The organism is Herbihabitans rhizosphaerae (assembly GCF_004216555.1).
In the GTDB taxonomy this organism is placed as follows: Bacteria; Actinomycetota; Actinomycetes; order Mycobacteriales; family Pseudonocardiaceae; genus Herbihabitans; species Herbihabitans rhizosphaerae.
In genome coordinates this window covers 694521-710407 of sequence record NZ_SGWQ01000003.1, presented here as the reverse complement: position 1 = coordinate 710407, position 15887 = coordinate 694521, and the positions used below count along the sequence as shown (strand labels likewise).

Below are 15887 nucleotides of genomic sequence, written 5' to 3'. Positions count from 1 at the left end.
CGGTTCGGCGCGGTGCAGGGAGAGCCCCGGTGCATTGAGAAGAGGGCCGCGACGGCGATTCGGGACGCGTGGGCGAGAAAATGCCGTAGTCGAATCCTTCGCGGTATGGGCGTCCACACGTCACCTCGCGGTCAGGCCACTGTCATGCCGGTGCCGTCCCATAGAGTCGTGAACGCTCGACTGGTGGTGTCGCTGTCCGGGACCAACGCCCGGACCTTGGACCGGTGCGCCGAACTCGCCGCGGACCTCGATCAGCGCGGAGTTCCGTTGTCGCTGCTGGTCGCGCCGAGGGCTGAGACCGAGGCCGTCCTCGACTGGGTGCGCGAGCGCGCCGGCCGGGGCGACGCGCTGCTGCTGCACGGCTACGACCACACCGCCGAGCCGCGCATGCGCACGGTGGCGTTCGGCCGCAAGGCGGAGTTCGCGGCACTGCCCGCACACGAGGCCGGACTGCGCCTGACCGCGGCCACCCGGGCGTTCGAGCGGCTCGGGCTGACCGCGGACGCGTTCGCACCGCCGCGCTGGCTCGCCTCACAGGGCACGCTGACAGCCTTGCGGCGCAAGGGTTTCTCGGTCTGCGCCGATCTGCTCGCGGTGCGCGATCTGCGATTCGACACCGTCCACAAAGGACGGGTGCTCGGCTTCGGCAGCAGCGACCGGGCCGAGCCGTGGTGGTGCTTCACGGTCGTACTCGGCGCCGCGCGCCTGGCCCGCCGCGGCGGGTTGATCCGGCTCGCCGTGGACGCGGCCGATCTGGCCAGGCCCGGGCCGAGGCAGGCGGTGCTGGACGCCGTGGACGTCGCGCTGCACCACGGCGCCGAGGCGATCACCTACCGGCGGTTCGGTCAGACCTCGACCGGGATGGCCGTCTCCAGCGGGCGCACCGAGGTGCCCTTCGGCGCCAGCCGCTCGAACCAGGCGTAGGTGCCCTTTCGGCCGACGTCGCTGAGCAGTGCCTCGTGGATCGGCACGGACACCCGCGGATTGACCGAGCGCTGGAACTCGATCGCCTCGCCGGTCTTCAGCCACGGCGCGCCGGCCGGCAGTCCGAGTACGTCGATTCGTTGTTGTGGCAGGAAAAGCGAGTCGCCGGGGTGGTAGAAGGCGCCGTCGTCCACCAGGTATCCGACGTTCGGCACGATCGGGTAGTCGGGATGGATCACCGCGTGGTCGCCGCCGACCACCTCCACCCGCGCGCCGCCCAGCTCCAGCGTCTCGCCGGGGCGCACGGTGCGCGCGGTGAGCTGGTGGTCGATGATCTCGTCCTCGGAGCCCGGATCGATGATCAGCTCGGCGTCGGGGTTCGCGGCGAGCAGCGTGGGCAGCCGCTCGAGGTCGAGGTGGTCGAAGTGCTGGTGCGTGATCAGCACAGCGTCGAGGTCGGTCACCGACTCGAAGCCCGAGGCGAAGGTGCCGGGATCGATCAGCAGCCGGGCCGATCCGGTGTCGATCAGCACGCACGCGTGTCCGAAGTGGACGATCTGCATTGGTCGCCCTCCGAGAGAGTGGTTTCGAGGTTTCCCAACCTACGCCGGTTCGGTCGGTAAACACTGTTAACGAAAGTCCGCGTACCCCTCGCGTCAGGCGTTACTCCTGGGTAGCGTGCTAAAGGCAGTCGACCTCGGAGGAGACCCGAATGACCACCGTGGAACAGCGGAAGACCGGGGGCGCCACCGGCACCGCGAAGACGTTCGACTCGCTGAACCCGGCGACCGACGAGGTGGTCGGCACCCATCCCGTGCACTCCGCCGACGACGTGGACAACGCCGTCGTGCGCGCCCGTGCCGCCGCCGTCTGGTGGGCCGACCTGGACTTCTCCGGGCGCGCCGACGTGCTGGCGCGCTGGAAAGGTGTGATCACCCGGCGGGCCGGCCAGCTCGCCGAGGTGGTGCACGCGGAGACCGGCAAGCCGCACAGCGACGCGATGCTGGAGATCGTCCTGGCGATCGACCACCTCGCCTGGGCGGCGAAGAACGCGCGCAAGGTGCTCGGTCCGCAGCGCCGCGCCGCCGGCCTGCTGATGTCGAACCAGGCCGCCACGGTCGAGTATCAGCCGTTCGGGGTAGTCGGGGTGATCGGGCCGTGGAACTACCCCGTGTACACCCCGATGGGGTCGATCGCCTACGCGCTCGCGGCCGGGAACGCGGTGGTGTTCAAGCCGAGCGAGTACACCCCGGGCGTGGGCAAATGGCTCGCGGACACGTTCGCCGAGGTGGTGCCGGAGCACCCGGTGTTCCAGTTGATCACCGGATTCGGTGAAACGGGTGCGGCGCTGTGCCGAGCGGGTGTCGGAAAGATCGCCTTCACCGGATCGCCCGGCACCGGCAAGAAGATCATGGCGGCGTGCGCGGACACGCTCACGCCGGTGGTGATCGAGGGCGGCGGCAAGGACGTCCTGCTGGTCGACTCGGACGCCGACGTCGAGGCGGCCGCGGACGCCGCGGTGTGGGGCGGCATGGCCAACGCCGGGCAGACCTGCACCGGCACCGAGCGGGTGTACGTGCACGAGAAGGTGTACGACGAGTTCGTCGCCACGGTGGTGGACAAGGCCAAGGCGCTGCGCCCCGGATTCGACGGCGAGGCGAGCTACGGGCCGGCCACGATGCCCAAGCAGCTCGCGATCATCAAGCGGCACATCGACGACGCGTTGAGGCGTGGCGGCCGGGCGCTGCTCGGCGGCAAGGACGCGGTCGGTGAGCGGTACGTGCAGCCGACCGTGCTGGTGGACGTGCCGGAGGACTCGGTGGCCGTGCGCGAGGAGACCTTCGGGCCGACGCTGGTGATCGCGAAGGTGCGTGACATGGACGAGGCGATCGCGAAGTCGAACGACTCGACCTACGCGCTCGCCTCCGCGGTGTTCGCGAAGAAGCGGGGCATGGAGCTGGCGCGGCGGATCAGGTCCGGCATGACGTCGGTGAACTCGGTGATCAGCTTCGCGGCGATCCCGTCACTGCCGTTCGGCGGTTCGGGCGACTCCGGGTTCGGCCGCATCCACGGGCCGGAGGGCTTGCGGGAGTTCGGCCGGGCGAAGGCGATCGCGCGGCAGCGGTTCCGCCCGCCGATGCTGCTCACCACGTTCAGCCGCACCGCCAAGACCGACGCCCGCGTGGCCAAGCTGATCACCCTGCTGCACGGCAAGCGCTCCTGATTTCGCGAGTCCCGCGCCCTGCACCGGTGAGTCCCGCGCCCTGCACGTGCCTGAGCGCGGGACTCGCTGAGGCACAGCGCGGAACTCGCGCGTTAACCACGGATCAGGTCGGCGGCTTTCTCGGCGATCATGATGGTCGGGGCGTTGGTGTTGCCCCGGGCGATGGTCGGCATCACCGAGGCGTCGACCACCCGCAGGCCCTCGGCGCCGTGCACCCGCAGCTCGGGGTCGACGACGGTGCCCATGGCGCACGTGCCGACCGGGTGGTACAGCGTCTGCGTCATCGCGCGGATGTGATCGGCCAGCTCGTCGTCGCTGAGGTTGTCCACTGTGGACGGTAGGTAGGGCTTGTCCAGGAACCGCGCGATCGCCGGCATGCCGGCGATCTCCAGCAGCGTGCGGCAGCCGGCCACCATACTGTCCATATCGGACTGTTCGGCGTAGTATGCGGGGTCGATCTCGGGGCGCCACAAGGGATTCGCCGACCGAAGCCGCAGCCGGCCGCGGCTCGCCGGGCTCACCAGCGTCGCCGCCGAGGTGAACCCCGGCACGTTCGGCTCGTGCAACCCGTTGTCGTAGAAGATCGTCGGCGCGACGTGGAACTGCATGTCCGGCGCGGCCAGCCCGTCGCGCGTGCGCGTGAATCCGCCGGCCTCGCCCACATTGGACGCGAACGGCCCGCCGCCGGTGAGCTTCCAGCGCAGCATGTTCGGCACGGTCGCCAGATCCACCAGATCGGTGGTGTCCTTGGTGGTCCAGATGATCCCGGCAGCCGGGTGGTCGTGCAGGTTCTCGCCGACGCCCGGCAGATTCACCGCCACGTCGATGCCGTGCTCGCGCAGGTGCTCGGCGGGCCCGATGCCGGACAGCATCAGCAGTTGCGGCGAGTTCACCGCGCCACCGGCCAGGATCACCTCACCGTCCACTGTGGACACGTGCGCCTCGCCGCGGTGGAGATAGCCCACACCGGTCGCCCGCGTGCCGTCCATGATCACCGCGTACGCCTGGCAATGCGTGCGCACGGTCAGGTTCGGCCGGTCCATCGCCGGGCGCAGGTACGCGTCCGCGGTCGACCATCGGTTTCCTCGGTAACAGGTGACCTGATAGTGCCCGGCGCCCTCCTGCGAGGCGCCGTTGAAGTCGTCGGTCTGCTTGAGCCCCGCGGCCACCGCGGCGTCCACCCACGCGGTGCTCAACTCGTGAGTGTAGCGCCGGTCCTCTACCCGCAACGGGCCGTCGGCGCCGTGATAGCGCCCGGTCAGCCGCGTGTTGCCCTCGGCGCGCATGAAATACGGCAGCACGTCGTCGTAACCCCAGCCGGTCGCGCCGTGCTCGTCGCGCCAGCCGTCGTAGTCCACGGCGTTGCCCCGGATGTAGATCATCGCGTTCATCGACGAGCAGCCGCCGAGCGCCTTCATCCTCGGCCAGTACGCGGTCCGTCCGCCCATGTGCTTCTGCTCGACGGTCTCGTAGTCCCAGTCCCACCGGGTCTTGAACAGTGCGGAGAACGCGGCCGGCATGCGGATCTCGTCGGCGTCGTCCTCGCCGCCCGCCTCGAGCAGCAGCACCGTGGTTCCGGGGTTCTCGGTCAGCCGGGCGGCCAGCACGCATCCCGCGCTGCCGGCACCGACCACGATGTAGTCGAACGTGTCCCGTTCTGCCGCCATCGTGAAATCGTCGCACATTCTGGGAGCCGGTGCGCCGTCGTCGATCGCCGCTCTACCGTCGGCGCGTGGCCGATTTCCCGCAGCGATCACCGACCTCGTGCGCACCCCCGCCGGCGGCACCCGAGCAGCCCGTGCGGGTGGTGCCGCTGGCCGTCGCCGGCGCGCTGGGCGCGGTGCTGACCTGGTACGTCTGGTCGCGCTACGGCAACACATCGGGCGCCCTGCTCGCGGTCGGACTCGGCCTCGGGTTCGCCTTGTTCCACTCGCGGTTCGGGTTCACCTCGGCGTGGCGGCAGCTGATCTCGGTCGGCAACGGCGAGGGGCTCCGGGCGCACGCGCTGCTGCTCGGCACGGCCGCCACGCTGGTCGCGCTGATCGCGTCCGGTGGGCTCGGGCTGTTCGGCGCGACACCGCAGATCAGCGCCGGCCCGATCGGCCTCGGCCTGTTCGCCGGCGCGATCGTGTTCGCGATCGGCATGCAACTCGGCGGGGCGTGCGCGTCCGGCACGCTGTTCGCCGTGGGCGCCGGTCAGTCGACGATCGTGTTGACGCTCGGCGGGTTCATCGCCGGCTCGGTGCTCTACACCGGTGCGTTCCCGATCTTCGACGGCTGGCCGCAGGTGCCGGGCGTGCTGCTGTCCGCGCACGTCGGCTGGCTCGGCTCGCTGGCGATCACGCTCGCGGTGCTGTTCGGCGTGGTGCTGCTGACCAGGATCGTGCAGGCGCGCCGCACCCCGCCGCCGGTCGGTACGGTGCCGACCGCGCGCGGGCTCGCCCGGATCGTGCGCGGCTCGTGGCCGCTGCTCGCCGGCGCGGTGGTGCTCGGCGTGCTGGCCGCCGCCGTGCTGCTGGTGTCGGGTACGACGTGGGGCGTCACCTACGCGTTCGGGCTGTGGGGCGCGAAGCTGCTCCAACTGTTCGGCCTGCACCCGGAGACCTGGGAGTTCTGGACGGCGCCGCGCAACGCGAAGGCGCTCGCCGGTTCGGTGTGGACGGACAAGACCACGCTGACCAACGTCGGCATCATGATCGGCGCGGCCGTCGCCGCCTCGGCCGCCGGCGCGTGGAAGATCCGCGCCGAGATTCCGTGGCGCACCGCCGTGGCCGCGGTCCTCGGCGGGGTGCTCATGGGCATCGGCGCGCGGCTGGCCGGCGGGTGCAACATCGGCGCCTACCTTGCCGGGATCTCCACCGGCAGCCTGCACGGCTGGCTGTGGGGAATCTTCGCGCTGGGTGGCACGTGGATCGGCCTGAAACTGCGGCCGCTGTTCGGCCTGGCCAACCCGAAACCGTCGGACAGCGCGTGCTGAGCGCGGGGTTCACCGGTGCACAGCGCGGGACTCGCGGGTGCAGGGCGCGGGACTCGCGAGTCAGCCGAGCACCTCGGCCTCCTCGTCCGGGGTGAGGCCGGCCTTGCGCTCGCGGTCGAGCCCGAGGGCGCGTTCGTGGTCCAGCGCGCCGGCCACCGCGTCGGCGAGCGGGCGCACCTTGAGGCCGGCGGCGAGCGCGGGCTCCGGGTCGTGCGCGCACATGCCGAGGTGTGTCTCGGGCAGCCACAGCGGCAGTGACTTCGGGCCGGCCCACGGTGAGACACCTTGTGCCACAAGGGTTTCCGGTGACACCGGGACAAGCTCGTGGTCGACGCCGACCGCTTCGCCGATCTCCGCCAGCAGATCGGGCAGCGGCTGTGCGGGGCCGATCGCGTCCAGCGTGCCGGTGAGCCGCCGCTGTGCCGCGTCCACGATCCACGCCGCGAAGTCGCGCACGTCGATGTAGTTCGCGAGCTGGCCGACCTCGGGCACCAGCACCCGCCCGCCGCGGGCGAACCGGGCCGGCCAGTAGCCGAACCGGTCGGACAGGTCGCCCGGTCCGGTGATCAGGCCCGGCCTCGGGATGAACGCACGCTCGCCAAGCCGGTTGCGCACCGCGTTCTCGCTGGCCACCTTGATCGCGCCGTACAGGTCCGGGTCGACCATCCGGTTGTCCAGATCGCCGTGCTCGGCGCGCGGCGCGAGTGTCGGCGCGTCGGCGGTCTGACCGAGCGTCGCCGTGTCGGAGTACACGCTGATCGTGGACACGAACGTCCAGTGCTCGATCTCGTCGGCCAGCGTGCCGAGCGCGTGCTCCACCCACGAGTGCGACATCGGCGCGATGTCCACCAGGGCGTCGAAACCCTTGCCCAGCAACGGGTTCAGCCCGTCCGGCTGATCCCGGTCCACCTTGACCAGGGTGGCGCCATCCGGCACCGCGCCGGAGGCCCCTCGGGCCGCGCACACCACCTCGTGCCCGCGCCGCACCGCGTCGGCCGCGACCGCGTGGCCGACGAACTTCGTTCCACCGAGAACCAGGATTCGCATGCGTTCCACAGTGGCGTGACCCGGCTCTCCCCGCCAGTACATCGGCCGGCCTTCCGCGCAGGGCGAACACGCAGCTCAGGTACGCTGCCGTCGTACCGCCGACCCCTCGCTTCCGGAGCGCACCAGTGCCTCGAGTCGTTGTCGACGTCATGCCCAAACCGGAGATCCTCGACCCGCAGGGCCAGGCCGTCGCGCGCGCCCTGCCGCGGCTCGGGTTCGCCGGCGTGTCCGATGTCCGCCAGGGCAAGCACTTCGAGCTGGAGGTGGACGACTCGGTCGATGACGAGACGCTCGCCAAGATCGCCGAGGGCTTCCTGTCCAACCCGGTGATCGAGGACTTCGTGGTGCGGCGGGTGGACTCGTGAAGATCGGCGTCGTGACGTTCCCCGGCACGCTGGACGACGTGGACGCCGCCCGTGCGGTCACCCACGCCGGCGCCGAGGCCGTGGCGCTCTGGCACGCCGACGCCGACCTGCGCGGAGTGGACGCCGTGGTGGTCCCCGGCGGCTTCTCCTACGGCGACTACCTGCGCGCCGGCGCGATCGCCCGGTTCGCCCCGGTGATGGGCGAGGTGGTCGACGCGGCGCGCGGCGGGATGCCGATTCTGGGGATCTGCAACGGTTTCCAGGTGCTCTGCGAGGCCGGCCTGCTGCCCGGCGCGATGCTGCGCAACGCCGGCCTGCACTTCGTGTGCCGCGACCAGTGGCTGCGCGTGGACAACTCCGCCACGGCGTGGACGACCCGGTTCGACACCGGCGCGGAGATCCTCGTCCCGGTGAAGAACATCGACGGCCGGTACACCGCGAGTCAGTCCACTGTGGACGAACTCGAGGCGGAGGGGCGCGTGGTGTTCCGCTACGTCGGGCGCAATCCGAACGGCTCGCTGAACGACATCGCCGGGATCACCGACCCGACGGGCCGGATCGTCGGCCTGATGCCGCACCCCGAGCACGCCATCGACGCGCTCACCGGACCGTCGGACGACGGGCTGGGCCTGTTCCTCTCGGTGATCGACTCCCGCGTCACGGCTGCCTGATCACCCCACCGTCGCGCACCTACGCTCCGTAGCGCACTTTCCCGTACTTTCGCGGGCTTAAGTACGCCAAGGTGAAGCTGGGACGCGGGCGGCGGCACCTCGATCATGGCGGTGTCACTCGGGAGTGCACCTGGACGGGTGATCAGCCGCCAGTGGCTGCGCGAACGAGCTTCGCGTACGGGCCGTCCGCGGCGAGCAGTTCGGCGTGGCTGCCGAGTTCGGTGATCCGCCCGCCTTCGATCACGGCGACCCGATCGGCGGCGGCCGCGGTGTGCAGCCGGTGCGCGATCGCGATCACCGTCCGGCCGGCGAGCACCCGGTCCAGCGACCGCTCCAACTGCCGCGCCGAGCCGGTGTCCAGCAGTGACGTCGCCTCGTCCAGCACCAGGGTGTGCGGGTTGGCCAGCACCACGCGGGCCAGCGCGAGCTGCTGAGCCACCGCAGGCGGCACTGGTTCCGCCGCCGCGCCGAGCTTGGTTTCCAACCCGGACGGCAGGCCGGCGAGCCAGCCGCGCGCGCCCACCGCGTCCAGCGCGGCGTGCACCTCGTCGTCGGACCACTCGCCGCCACCGGGCCGGGCCGGCAGTGTCAGGTTCTCCCGCACGGTGCCGGCGAACACGTGCTGCTCCTGGGTCAGCAGCAGCACCTCGCCGCGCAGCACGTCGTCGGACAGCGCGGACACCTCGACGCCGCCGATGGTCACCGAACCCATTGTGGGAGAAGCGATCCCGGCCAGCAGCCGGCCCAGCGTGGACTTGCCGGCACCGGACGGGCCGACGATCGCCAGCCGTTCGCCCGGCGGGATCCGCAGGTCGATGCCGTGCAACACCTCGCGGTCGGCCGAGTACCCGAACCGCGCGCCGCGCACCACGATGTCCTGCTCGACCGGGGCCTTGGCACCCCCAGCACGGATCGGCGCCTGTACGCCGAGCACTCGTCGCAGCGCGGTGCCGGCCACCATCATGTCCTCGACCAGCCACAGCATCGTGTCCACCGGATCGGCCAGCGCCTGCACGTACAGCACCATCACGATGATCGTGCCCAGCGAGGCGAGCCCCTCCGCGTACGCCCAGCCGCCGAGCAGCAGCATCGCGGCGATCGGCAGCAGGTGTGACAGCTCCAGGAACGGCAGCCAGGAGACCACGACGGCGCGCAGCGATCGCTCGCTGGCGGCCGCGCCGTCCACCGCCCGCTCGCCGTGCCGGATCAGGCGGCGCACCAGCCGCAGCGCCTCGGCCGTGCGCGCGCCCTCCACCGACTCGTGCGTCGAGGACTGCACGTCCGACCAACTGTCCATCATCCGCTCGAGCGCCTTGGGCGCGCGCCGCCAGTGTCGCCTGGTCGGGCCGACCAGCACGGGCACCGCCACCAGCAGGCCCAGCGACAGCGGCGAGGTGAACAGCATCGCGCCGATCGTGAGCAGCACGGTGATGATCGAGGTGATCGTCTCCGGCACGGCGTTGCGGATCACGCCGTCCACCCGGTCCACGTCGCGCGTCGCCCTGGTCAGCAGGTCACCCGTGCCGGCCGCCTCCACGGTGCCCAGCGGCAGCCGCAGCGACTCGGCGACGAACGACTCTCGCGTCTCAGCGAGCACCCGCTCGCCGAGCACACCGGTGGCGATCCGCGCCACGCGTTGGATCGCGGCTTCGATGAGCAGCACCGCGACGAACGCCAGCGCCAGCACGTTGATCACCGTCGCGGTGGCCGACCTGCCGGCGACCGCGTCCACCAGGTGGCCGAGCAGCTGCGGCCCGACCAGGCCGGCGATCGTGGCCAGCATGTGCAGCCCGAGTACGGCGCCGAACGCCCGGCGGTTGGCGCGCATGGTGTCGCGCATCCACTCTCGGGCTTGCCGGCCGGTCGCCAGCGGCAGCTTCACCGGCACGGCGGCACCTCCTCGTTCGGCCGCACGGTCTCGTCCGCCACCACTGTCCACAGTGGACTCTGGGCGAACACCACGGTCGTCTTCCCTCTGCGCAGGGCCGCCACCCGCTCGGTGATCCGCGCCTCGGTGTGCGCGTCCACGGCCGAGGTCGGCTCGTCCAGCAGCAGTACGTCGGCGTCCAGCGCGAGCGCGCGGGCCAGGCTCAGCCGCTGGCGCTGGCCACCGGACACCTCACGGCCACGCTCGCCGATCAGCTCGTCGAGCCCGTTCGGCAGGCCGTCCACGATGTCGTCCGCGTCGGCCGCGGTGATCGCGGTCGGTACGTCCACAGCGGACGCGTGATCGGGTGCCACCTGCTCGCGCAGCACGCCGGAGAACCACAGGTCCTGGTTGTGCGCGTACACCACGCGGCGCCGCAACGCGTCCAGCGCGACCCGGTCGGCCGGCACGCCGGACACCAGCACCCGGTGCCCGTCCTCGGGGTCGGCGAACCGGGCCAGCCGCGCGGCCAGTGCCTCCGCGCCCGCGCCCACGTCGACCACGGTCAGCTTGCCGGCCACCGCGGTGAACCCGGTCGCGGTGTCGTGCAACTCCAGCGCGCCCGCCGGCAGCGGCACCGGCGAGTCCGGCTCGGCGATCAGCGGCCGCAGCCGCAGCAGCCGGCACACCTTCTTGCCGGCGACCAGGGCGGCGGTGACCGCCTCGGCCGACTCGGTGGCCGTACTCACCGGGATCACCAGGAAAGCTGCCGCGCCGTAGAACGCGAGCAACTCGCCGACCGTGATCGAACCGGACATGGCCAGATGCGCGCCGAGCCAGGTGATCACGACGGTGACCAGACCGGGCAGCAGCACGTGCGCCGCCTCCAGCCACGAGTCACTGCGGGCCACCGCGACACCGGCGTGCCGGGCACGCCGGCTGGCGTCGGTGAACCGGCGCAGGAACTGGCGTTCGCCGCCGATCCCGCGCAGGATGCGCAGCCCGGACACGATGTCCGAGCCGATCGAGTTGATCTCCGACAGCCGATCGCGGTGCGCTTCCTGCCTGCGGTGCAGCGGCGCCAGCAGCGGCCCCATGCCGAGCACCACCAGCGGCACGGCGATCAACGCGACCGTGCCGAGCAACGGCGACGAGTCGATCAGCGTGACGCCGACGACCAGGAACGCGGTGAGCGCGCCGACCAGTCGGCCGGCCCCTTCCACGACGTTGCCGATCTCGTCCAGGTCCGACGACGGGATCGCCAGCACCTCGCCGGTGTCGATCTGCGGCCGCAGTGACGCGCCCAGCCGGGAGATGTGCTCGGACACCAGCCGCTGGGTCGTCGTGGCGGCGTCGATCCACATGCCGATCGCGACGTGGAACAGCAGGCCACCGAACACGGCCTGGGCGATTCCGATGGCCGCGACCGCTGCCGCCAGCCAGATCAACGTGCGCCACTCGCCGCCGGCGATGCCGCGGTCGACCGCCTCGCCGACCACGAACGGCAGCAACGCGCCTGGCACGAGCCACAGCGCGCCGAGCAGGCCGGAGGCGAGCGCGAGCCACGGGCGTCTGCGCAGGAGTGTGAACAGGAAACGCGCCGGCGTCAGCTTCGCCGGCAAGGTCATGAGCTAATCGGGGGAAAGACTGCGGTGATCCCTCATGAGGTTCAGAGTATGGGGCCGCTCACGCGGGCGGCCACCGATTTTCTGACCAGGTGCGATGGTCCTTATAGTTCAGGTCGTGGCGCATTCCCCCGCAGAGGTTCCCACCGTGACCGCTGACACCGTCGAGGCCGCACTGTCCACTCCGGACACCGCGCAGCCGTACCGCGAACTCGGGCTCAAGGAAGACGAGTACGCGCGCATCCGGGAGATCCTCGGCCGCCGCCCGACCGATGCCGAGCTGGCCATGTACTCGGTGATGTGGAGCGAGCACTGCTCCTACAAGTCCTCGAAGGTGCACTGGAAGCACTGGAAGACCAACACCACGCCGGAGATGCAGGCCAAGATGCTCGCCGGCATCGGGGAGAACGCCGGCGTGGTCGACGTCGGCGACGGCTGGGCCGTCACGTTCAAGATCGAGTCGCACAACCACCCGTCGTACGTGGAGCCCTACCAGGGTGCCGCGACCGGTGTCGGCGGCATCGTGCGGGACATCATGGCGATGGGCGCGCGGCCGCTCGCGGTGCTCGACTCGCTGCGCTTCGGCGACCCGGAACACGGTGACACCAAACGGGTTCTGCCCGGTGTGGTGGCCGGCGTCGGCGGCTACGGCAACTGCCTCGGGCTGCCCAACGTGGGTGGCGAGGTCGTGTTCGACCCGTGCTACCAGGGCAATCCGCTGGTGAACGCGCTGTGCGTCGGCGCGATGCGGGTCGAGGACCTGCACCTCGCGCACGCCTCCGGCACGGGCAACAAGGTGATCCTGTTCGGCGCACGCACCGGGCTGGACGGCATCGGTGGTGTGTCAGTGCTCGCGTCGGAGACGTTCTCCGGCGACGAGTCGGGCAGCGGTCGCAAGAAGCTGCCCAGCGTGCAGGTCGGCGACCCGTTCACCGAGAAGGTGCTGATCGAGTGCTGTCTCGAGCTGTTCCGCGAGGGCATCGTGGTCGGCATCCAGGACCTCGGCGGTGCCGGATTGTCCTGTGCCACAAGCGAACTCGCGTCCGCTGGGGACGGCGGGATGCACGTCTGGCTGGACCGGGTGCCGCTGCGCGCGACCGGGATGACGCCGGCGGAGATCCTGTCCAGTGAGTCGCAGGAGCGCATGTGCGCGGTGGTCGAACCGTCCAATGTGGACGCGTTCATGCGGGTGTGCGCGAAGTGGGACGTGCTGGCCACCGAGATCGGCGAGGTCACCGACACCGGCCGGCTCGTGATCACCTGGAACGGTTCGACGGTGGTCGACGTCCCGCCGGGTACGGTCGCGCACGAGGGGCCGGAGTACCACCGTCCGATCGAGCGGCCGTCGGCGCAGGATTCTTTGCGCGCCAACGATCCTGGCACTCTGGCTCGTCCGTCCACATCGGACGGTCTGCGGGAGACCCTGCTGCGGATGACGGCCTCGCCGAACCTGGCTTCGCGCGAATGGGTCACCGAGCAGTACGACCGGTACGTGCGCGGCGGCACGGTGCTCGCGCAGCCGTCCGACGCCGGCATGATCCGCGTGGACGAGTCGACCGGGCGGGGTGTGGCGGTGTCCACCGACTGCAACTCGCGGTTCGTGAAGCTGGACCCGTACGCCGGCACGCAGCTCGCGCTCGCCGAGGCGTACCGGAACGTGGCGGTCACCGGTGCCACCCCGCTCGCGGTCACCAACTGCCTCAACTTCGGCTCGCCCGAGGACCCCGGCGTGATGTGGCAGTTCGAGCAGGCCGTGCGCGGGCTCGCCGAAGGCTGCCGTGAGCTGGGCATTCCGGTCACCGGCGGGAACGTCAGCTTCTACAACCAGACCGGCGAGACCGCGATCCACCCGACGCCGGTGGTCGGGGTGCTCGGCGTGATCGACGACGTGCGGCGGCGGATTCCGACCGGGATCGGCGCCGAGGCCGGTGACACCCTGATCCTGCTCGGCGAGACGCGTGACGAGTTCGGCGGCTCGGAGTGGGCGCACGTCGTGCACGGGCACCTCGGCGGCACGCCGCCGGTCGTGGACCTGGCACGGGAGAAGCTCCTCGCCGAGATCCTGCTGGCCGGTTCGCGGGACGGGATGCTGTCCGCCGCGCACGATCTCTCCGAGGGTGGGCTGGCGCAGGCGCTGGTCGAGGCGTGTCTGATCGGCGAGACGGGCGCGCGGGTGCTGCTCGATCCGGATCAGGATCAGTTCGTCCAGCTGTTCTCCGAGTCGGCCGGGCGGGTGCTGGTGTCGGTGCCGCGTTCCGAGGAGCTGCGGTTCACCGAGATGTGCACGGCGCGCGGTCTGCCGTGGCGGCGAGCGGGTGTCGTGGATCCGGAATCCGGCGCGCTGGAGATCGTCGACGTGACGACTCTCGGGCTGGCCGAACTTCGTGCTGCCTGGGAGAACACGCTTCCTAGCCTGTTCGGGTGACGTTTGTCGTGCGGTAGCGCACAGTTCCTTCGTACCTTGTGACGGTCTGAGTGCGTTCGGCTACCGTGCTCAGTCGAGTGCCGCGTGTGGGGCCGGCACGCCTGGGGAGGACTGGGATGGGTTTCGAAGAGACACCGCAAGAGCGGGACGATCGGATCAACCACCGCAACGTCGTGGCGCCGCCGGTGCCCACGGACGGCAGCGGTGGCGGTTACGAGTTCGACCTGCCCACCATCGACGCCGCCATCCGCGAATGGACCGACTTCCACGGTGATCTGATGTACGACGCCCGCATCGCGGAGGCGTTCCTGCGCGTGGAGGGGCCAGGTAACGAGCCTGCCAGCAACGGGTGGGCGGCCAACGCAAGGAACTCGGGAGAGCTGTTCATGAAGGGCAACCTCACGGTGCAGGAGTACGCGAAGAAGCACATCGACGCGCTCACCGCCGCTCGGCAGGCATATCTGGCGCAGGACGAGGCCAACAGGGCTCGGTTCCGGGGCGGGCGGCACTGATGGGCCGCGTACGCCACCTCGCGGGCACGATGGTGGCCGTGGCAGCAATCGTGGCGAGTTGCACGACCAACGGGTCGGCTCAGCCCGCACCGGACACCGCCTCACCACAAGCGAGTAGGCCAACGAGCAGTGGTGCTACGACGAGTGTGCGACAGAGTGCGCCAAGGGTGCCGAACCCGATCGAATCGGCGTCCTATTTGGCTGACCCATGCCGGGCTCTGAGTGTGGAGCGGGCCACGGCCTTGGGCCTGCCCGCAGCAGGCAAGCGGCTCGACGCCGGCTCGATGCCTGGGTGTGATTGGTATGTTCCTCCAACTTCCCCGGTCGGTATGAGCGTCGGGATCACCTTTATCACAATGAACAAGAACGGTCTGGAAGATATCTACTCCGGCGGCCAAAAAGGGCGCTACCGGTACTTCGAACCGACCGTGGTCGCCGGTCATCCAGCGGTGTTCTCGGGTATCGCAGATCTGCGGTTGCAAGGCGATTGTTCGATTGCGGTCGGTCTGACCGATCAGCTTGTGGCGACAGCAAAGGTTCAGATTAGTAACGGCTCAGAAAAGGGGAACCCGTGTCCGGTGGCGGCACGAGCCGCTGAGGCGATGATCGCGACGATGAGAGGGGGGTCGTGATGGTTTTTCAGAATTTGTTGATTGGTTTGACCGAGGTCTCGCCGCCGAAGGTAGAGGTCAATGGGGAATCGCTCGCCGCGCACGAGATCTACGATCGAGTGCGCAACGGGCCTGGGACCGGCCCATTGGAGGCTTATCGTGAAGCTTCCAGGAAGTTGGCGGAGCGGCATCACCAGCGGTTGGAGCGCATTCGCGCGTTGAATGGGCGGATGAGTGGCGGTTGGAAAGGTGGCGCCGCCGGCGCTGCCGAGGGGCATTCGACGCCACTGTCCCAGGCGATGGACCAGTATGCGGCGCTGCTGCGGGATACGGATACGCCCGTTGGTGATCAGGGTGGCGCGTTTACGCACACGTACAACAGTGTGGAGCCGGTGCCGGCGAATCCTCCGCGACTTGATGCGGCGAATGTGTCCATGCCGTTCGCGATGGATGTCGAGAAGCAGATAACCGAGTACCAGAACAAGGCGAACCGGAACGTCGAGATTTACAGCGGATACAATTGGAATTCGGGTTGTAGCAGCGCTGGGATGCCGACGGACTTTCCGAACTTGATGGCGGGTTCCGTGCCACCGGTGGCCGTCAAGGCTCCTGGGCCGGCCGTTCCGCCGGGTTCGCCTC

At 70.2% G+C, this 15887-nt stretch carries 13 protein-coding genes; 8 read left to right on the top strand and 5 right to left on the bottom strand.

Annotation, left to right across the window (positions count from 1 at the left end; all coding sequences use genetic code 11):
- Nucleotides 1–168 precede the first annotated feature (168 nt).
- Entirely contained in the window at nucleotides 169–924 is a 756-nt protein-coding gene (locus EV193_RS13110) for a DUF2334 domain-containing protein (protein WP_130344302.1), read from the top strand.
- Here the strand turns inward: EV193_RS13110 and EV193_RS13105 are convergent.
- Complete coding sequence (locus EV193_RS13105; RefSeq protein ID WP_130344301.1) at nucleotides 846–1487, bottom strand: MBL fold metallo-hydrolase; 642 nt, start codon at nucleotides 1485–1487, stop codon at nucleotides 846–848. The two genes, EV193_RS13110 and EV193_RS13105, sit on opposite strands and share 79 nt — an antisense overlap.
- A 149-nt stretch (nucleotides 1488–1636) precedes the next feature.
- Here EV193_RS13105 and EV193_RS13100 point away from each other — a divergent pair, with 149 nt between their 5' ends.
- Nucleotides 1637–3148: an aldehyde dehydrogenase family protein gene (locus EV193_RS13100; RefSeq protein ID WP_130344300.1), complete on the top strand. Its 1512-nt coding sequence runs from the start codon at nucleotides 1637–1639 to the stop codon at nucleotides 3146–3148.
- A gap of 92 nt (nucleotides 3149–3240) precedes the next feature.
- Here EV193_RS13100 and EV193_RS13095 read toward each other — a convergent pair whose 3' ends face one another.
- Nucleotides 3241–4815, bottom strand: a complete 1575-nt coding sequence (locus EV193_RS13095) for a GMC family oxidoreductase (protein WP_130344299.1) — start codon at nucleotides 4813–4815, stop codon at nucleotides 3241–3243.
- A gap of 65 nt (nucleotides 4816–4880) precedes the next feature.
- On the opposite strand from EV193_RS13095, the gene EV193_RS13090 reads away from it, so the two are divergent.
- Complete coding sequence (locus EV193_RS13090) at nucleotides 4881–6125, top strand: YeeE/YedE family protein (RefSeq protein WP_242613338.1); 1245 nt, start codon at nucleotides 4881–4883, stop codon at nucleotides 6123–6125.
- A gap of 60 nt (nucleotides 6126–6185) precedes the next feature.
- On the opposite strand, the gene EV193_RS13085 is transcribed toward EV193_RS13090, so the two are convergent.
- A complete protein-coding gene (locus tag EV193_RS13085) occupies nucleotides 6186–7172 on the bottom strand; it encodes an NAD-dependent epimerase/dehydratase family protein (protein ID WP_130344297.1) in 987 nt (328 codons plus the stop codon).
- A gap of 125 nt (nucleotides 7173–7297) precedes the next feature.
- Here EV193_RS13085 and purS point away from each other — a divergent pair, with 125 nt between their 5' ends.
- Nucleotides 7298–7537 (top strand): phosphoribosylformylglycinamidine synthase subunit PurS, encoded by a 240-nt coding sequence (purS, locus tag EV193_RS13080; RefSeq protein WP_130344296.1) that lies wholly within the window; start codon nucleotides 7298–7300, stop codon nucleotides 7535–7537.
- Nucleotides 7534–8208, top strand: a complete 675-nt coding sequence (gene purQ / locus EV193_RS13075) for a phosphoribosylformylglycinamidine synthase subunit PurQ (RefSeq protein ID WP_130344295.1) — start codon at nucleotides 7534–7536, stop codon at nucleotides 8206–8208. Before purS ends, purQ begins: the two co-directional genes overlap by 4 nt.
- A gap of 142 nt (nucleotides 8209–8350) precedes the next feature.
- Here the strand turns inward: purQ and EV193_RS13070 are convergent, their stop codons facing one another.
- Both EV193_RS13070 and EV193_RS13065 read right to left on the bottom strand, forming a co-directional pair.
- Nucleotides 8351–10048 carry an ABC transporter ATP-binding protein gene (locus tag EV193_RS13070; RefSeq protein ID WP_130344417.1) on the bottom strand — a complete coding sequence of 566 codons (1698 nt, stop codon included), beginning with the start codon at nucleotides 10046–10048 and terminating at the stop codon, nucleotides 8351–8353.
- Between the two features lie 38 nt (nucleotides 10049–10086).
- Complete coding sequence (locus tag EV193_RS13065) at nucleotides 10087–11703, bottom strand: ABC transporter transmembrane domain-containing protein (protein WP_130344294.1); 1617 nt, start codon at nucleotides 11701–11703, stop codon at nucleotides 10087–10089.
- A gap of 94 nt (nucleotides 11704–11797) precedes the next feature.
- Here EV193_RS13065 and purL point away from each other — a divergent pair, with 94 nt between their 5' ends.
- The 3 genes from purL to EV193_RS13050 all read left to right on the top strand — a co-directional run bounded on the left by purL (nucleotide 11798) and on the right by EV193_RS13050 (nucleotide 15269).
- Entirely contained in the window at nucleotides 11798–14125 is a 2328-nt protein-coding gene (gene purL, locus EV193_RS13060) for a phosphoribosylformylglycinamidine synthase subunit PurL (protein ID WP_130344293.1), read from the top strand.
- Nucleotides 14126–14241: 116 nt separating this feature from the next.
- A complete protein-coding gene (locus tag EV193_RS13055) occupies nucleotides 14242–14637 on the top strand; it encodes a hypothetical protein (protein WP_130344292.1) in 396 nt (131 codons plus the stop codon).
- Nucleotides 14637–15269, top strand: a complete 633-nt coding sequence (locus EV193_RS13050) for a DUF3558 family protein (protein WP_130344291.1) — start codon at nucleotides 14637–14639, stop codon at nucleotides 15267–15269. Before EV193_RS13055 ends, EV193_RS13050 begins: the two co-directional genes overlap by 1 nt.
- Nucleotides 15270–15887: the final 618 nt, after the last annotated feature.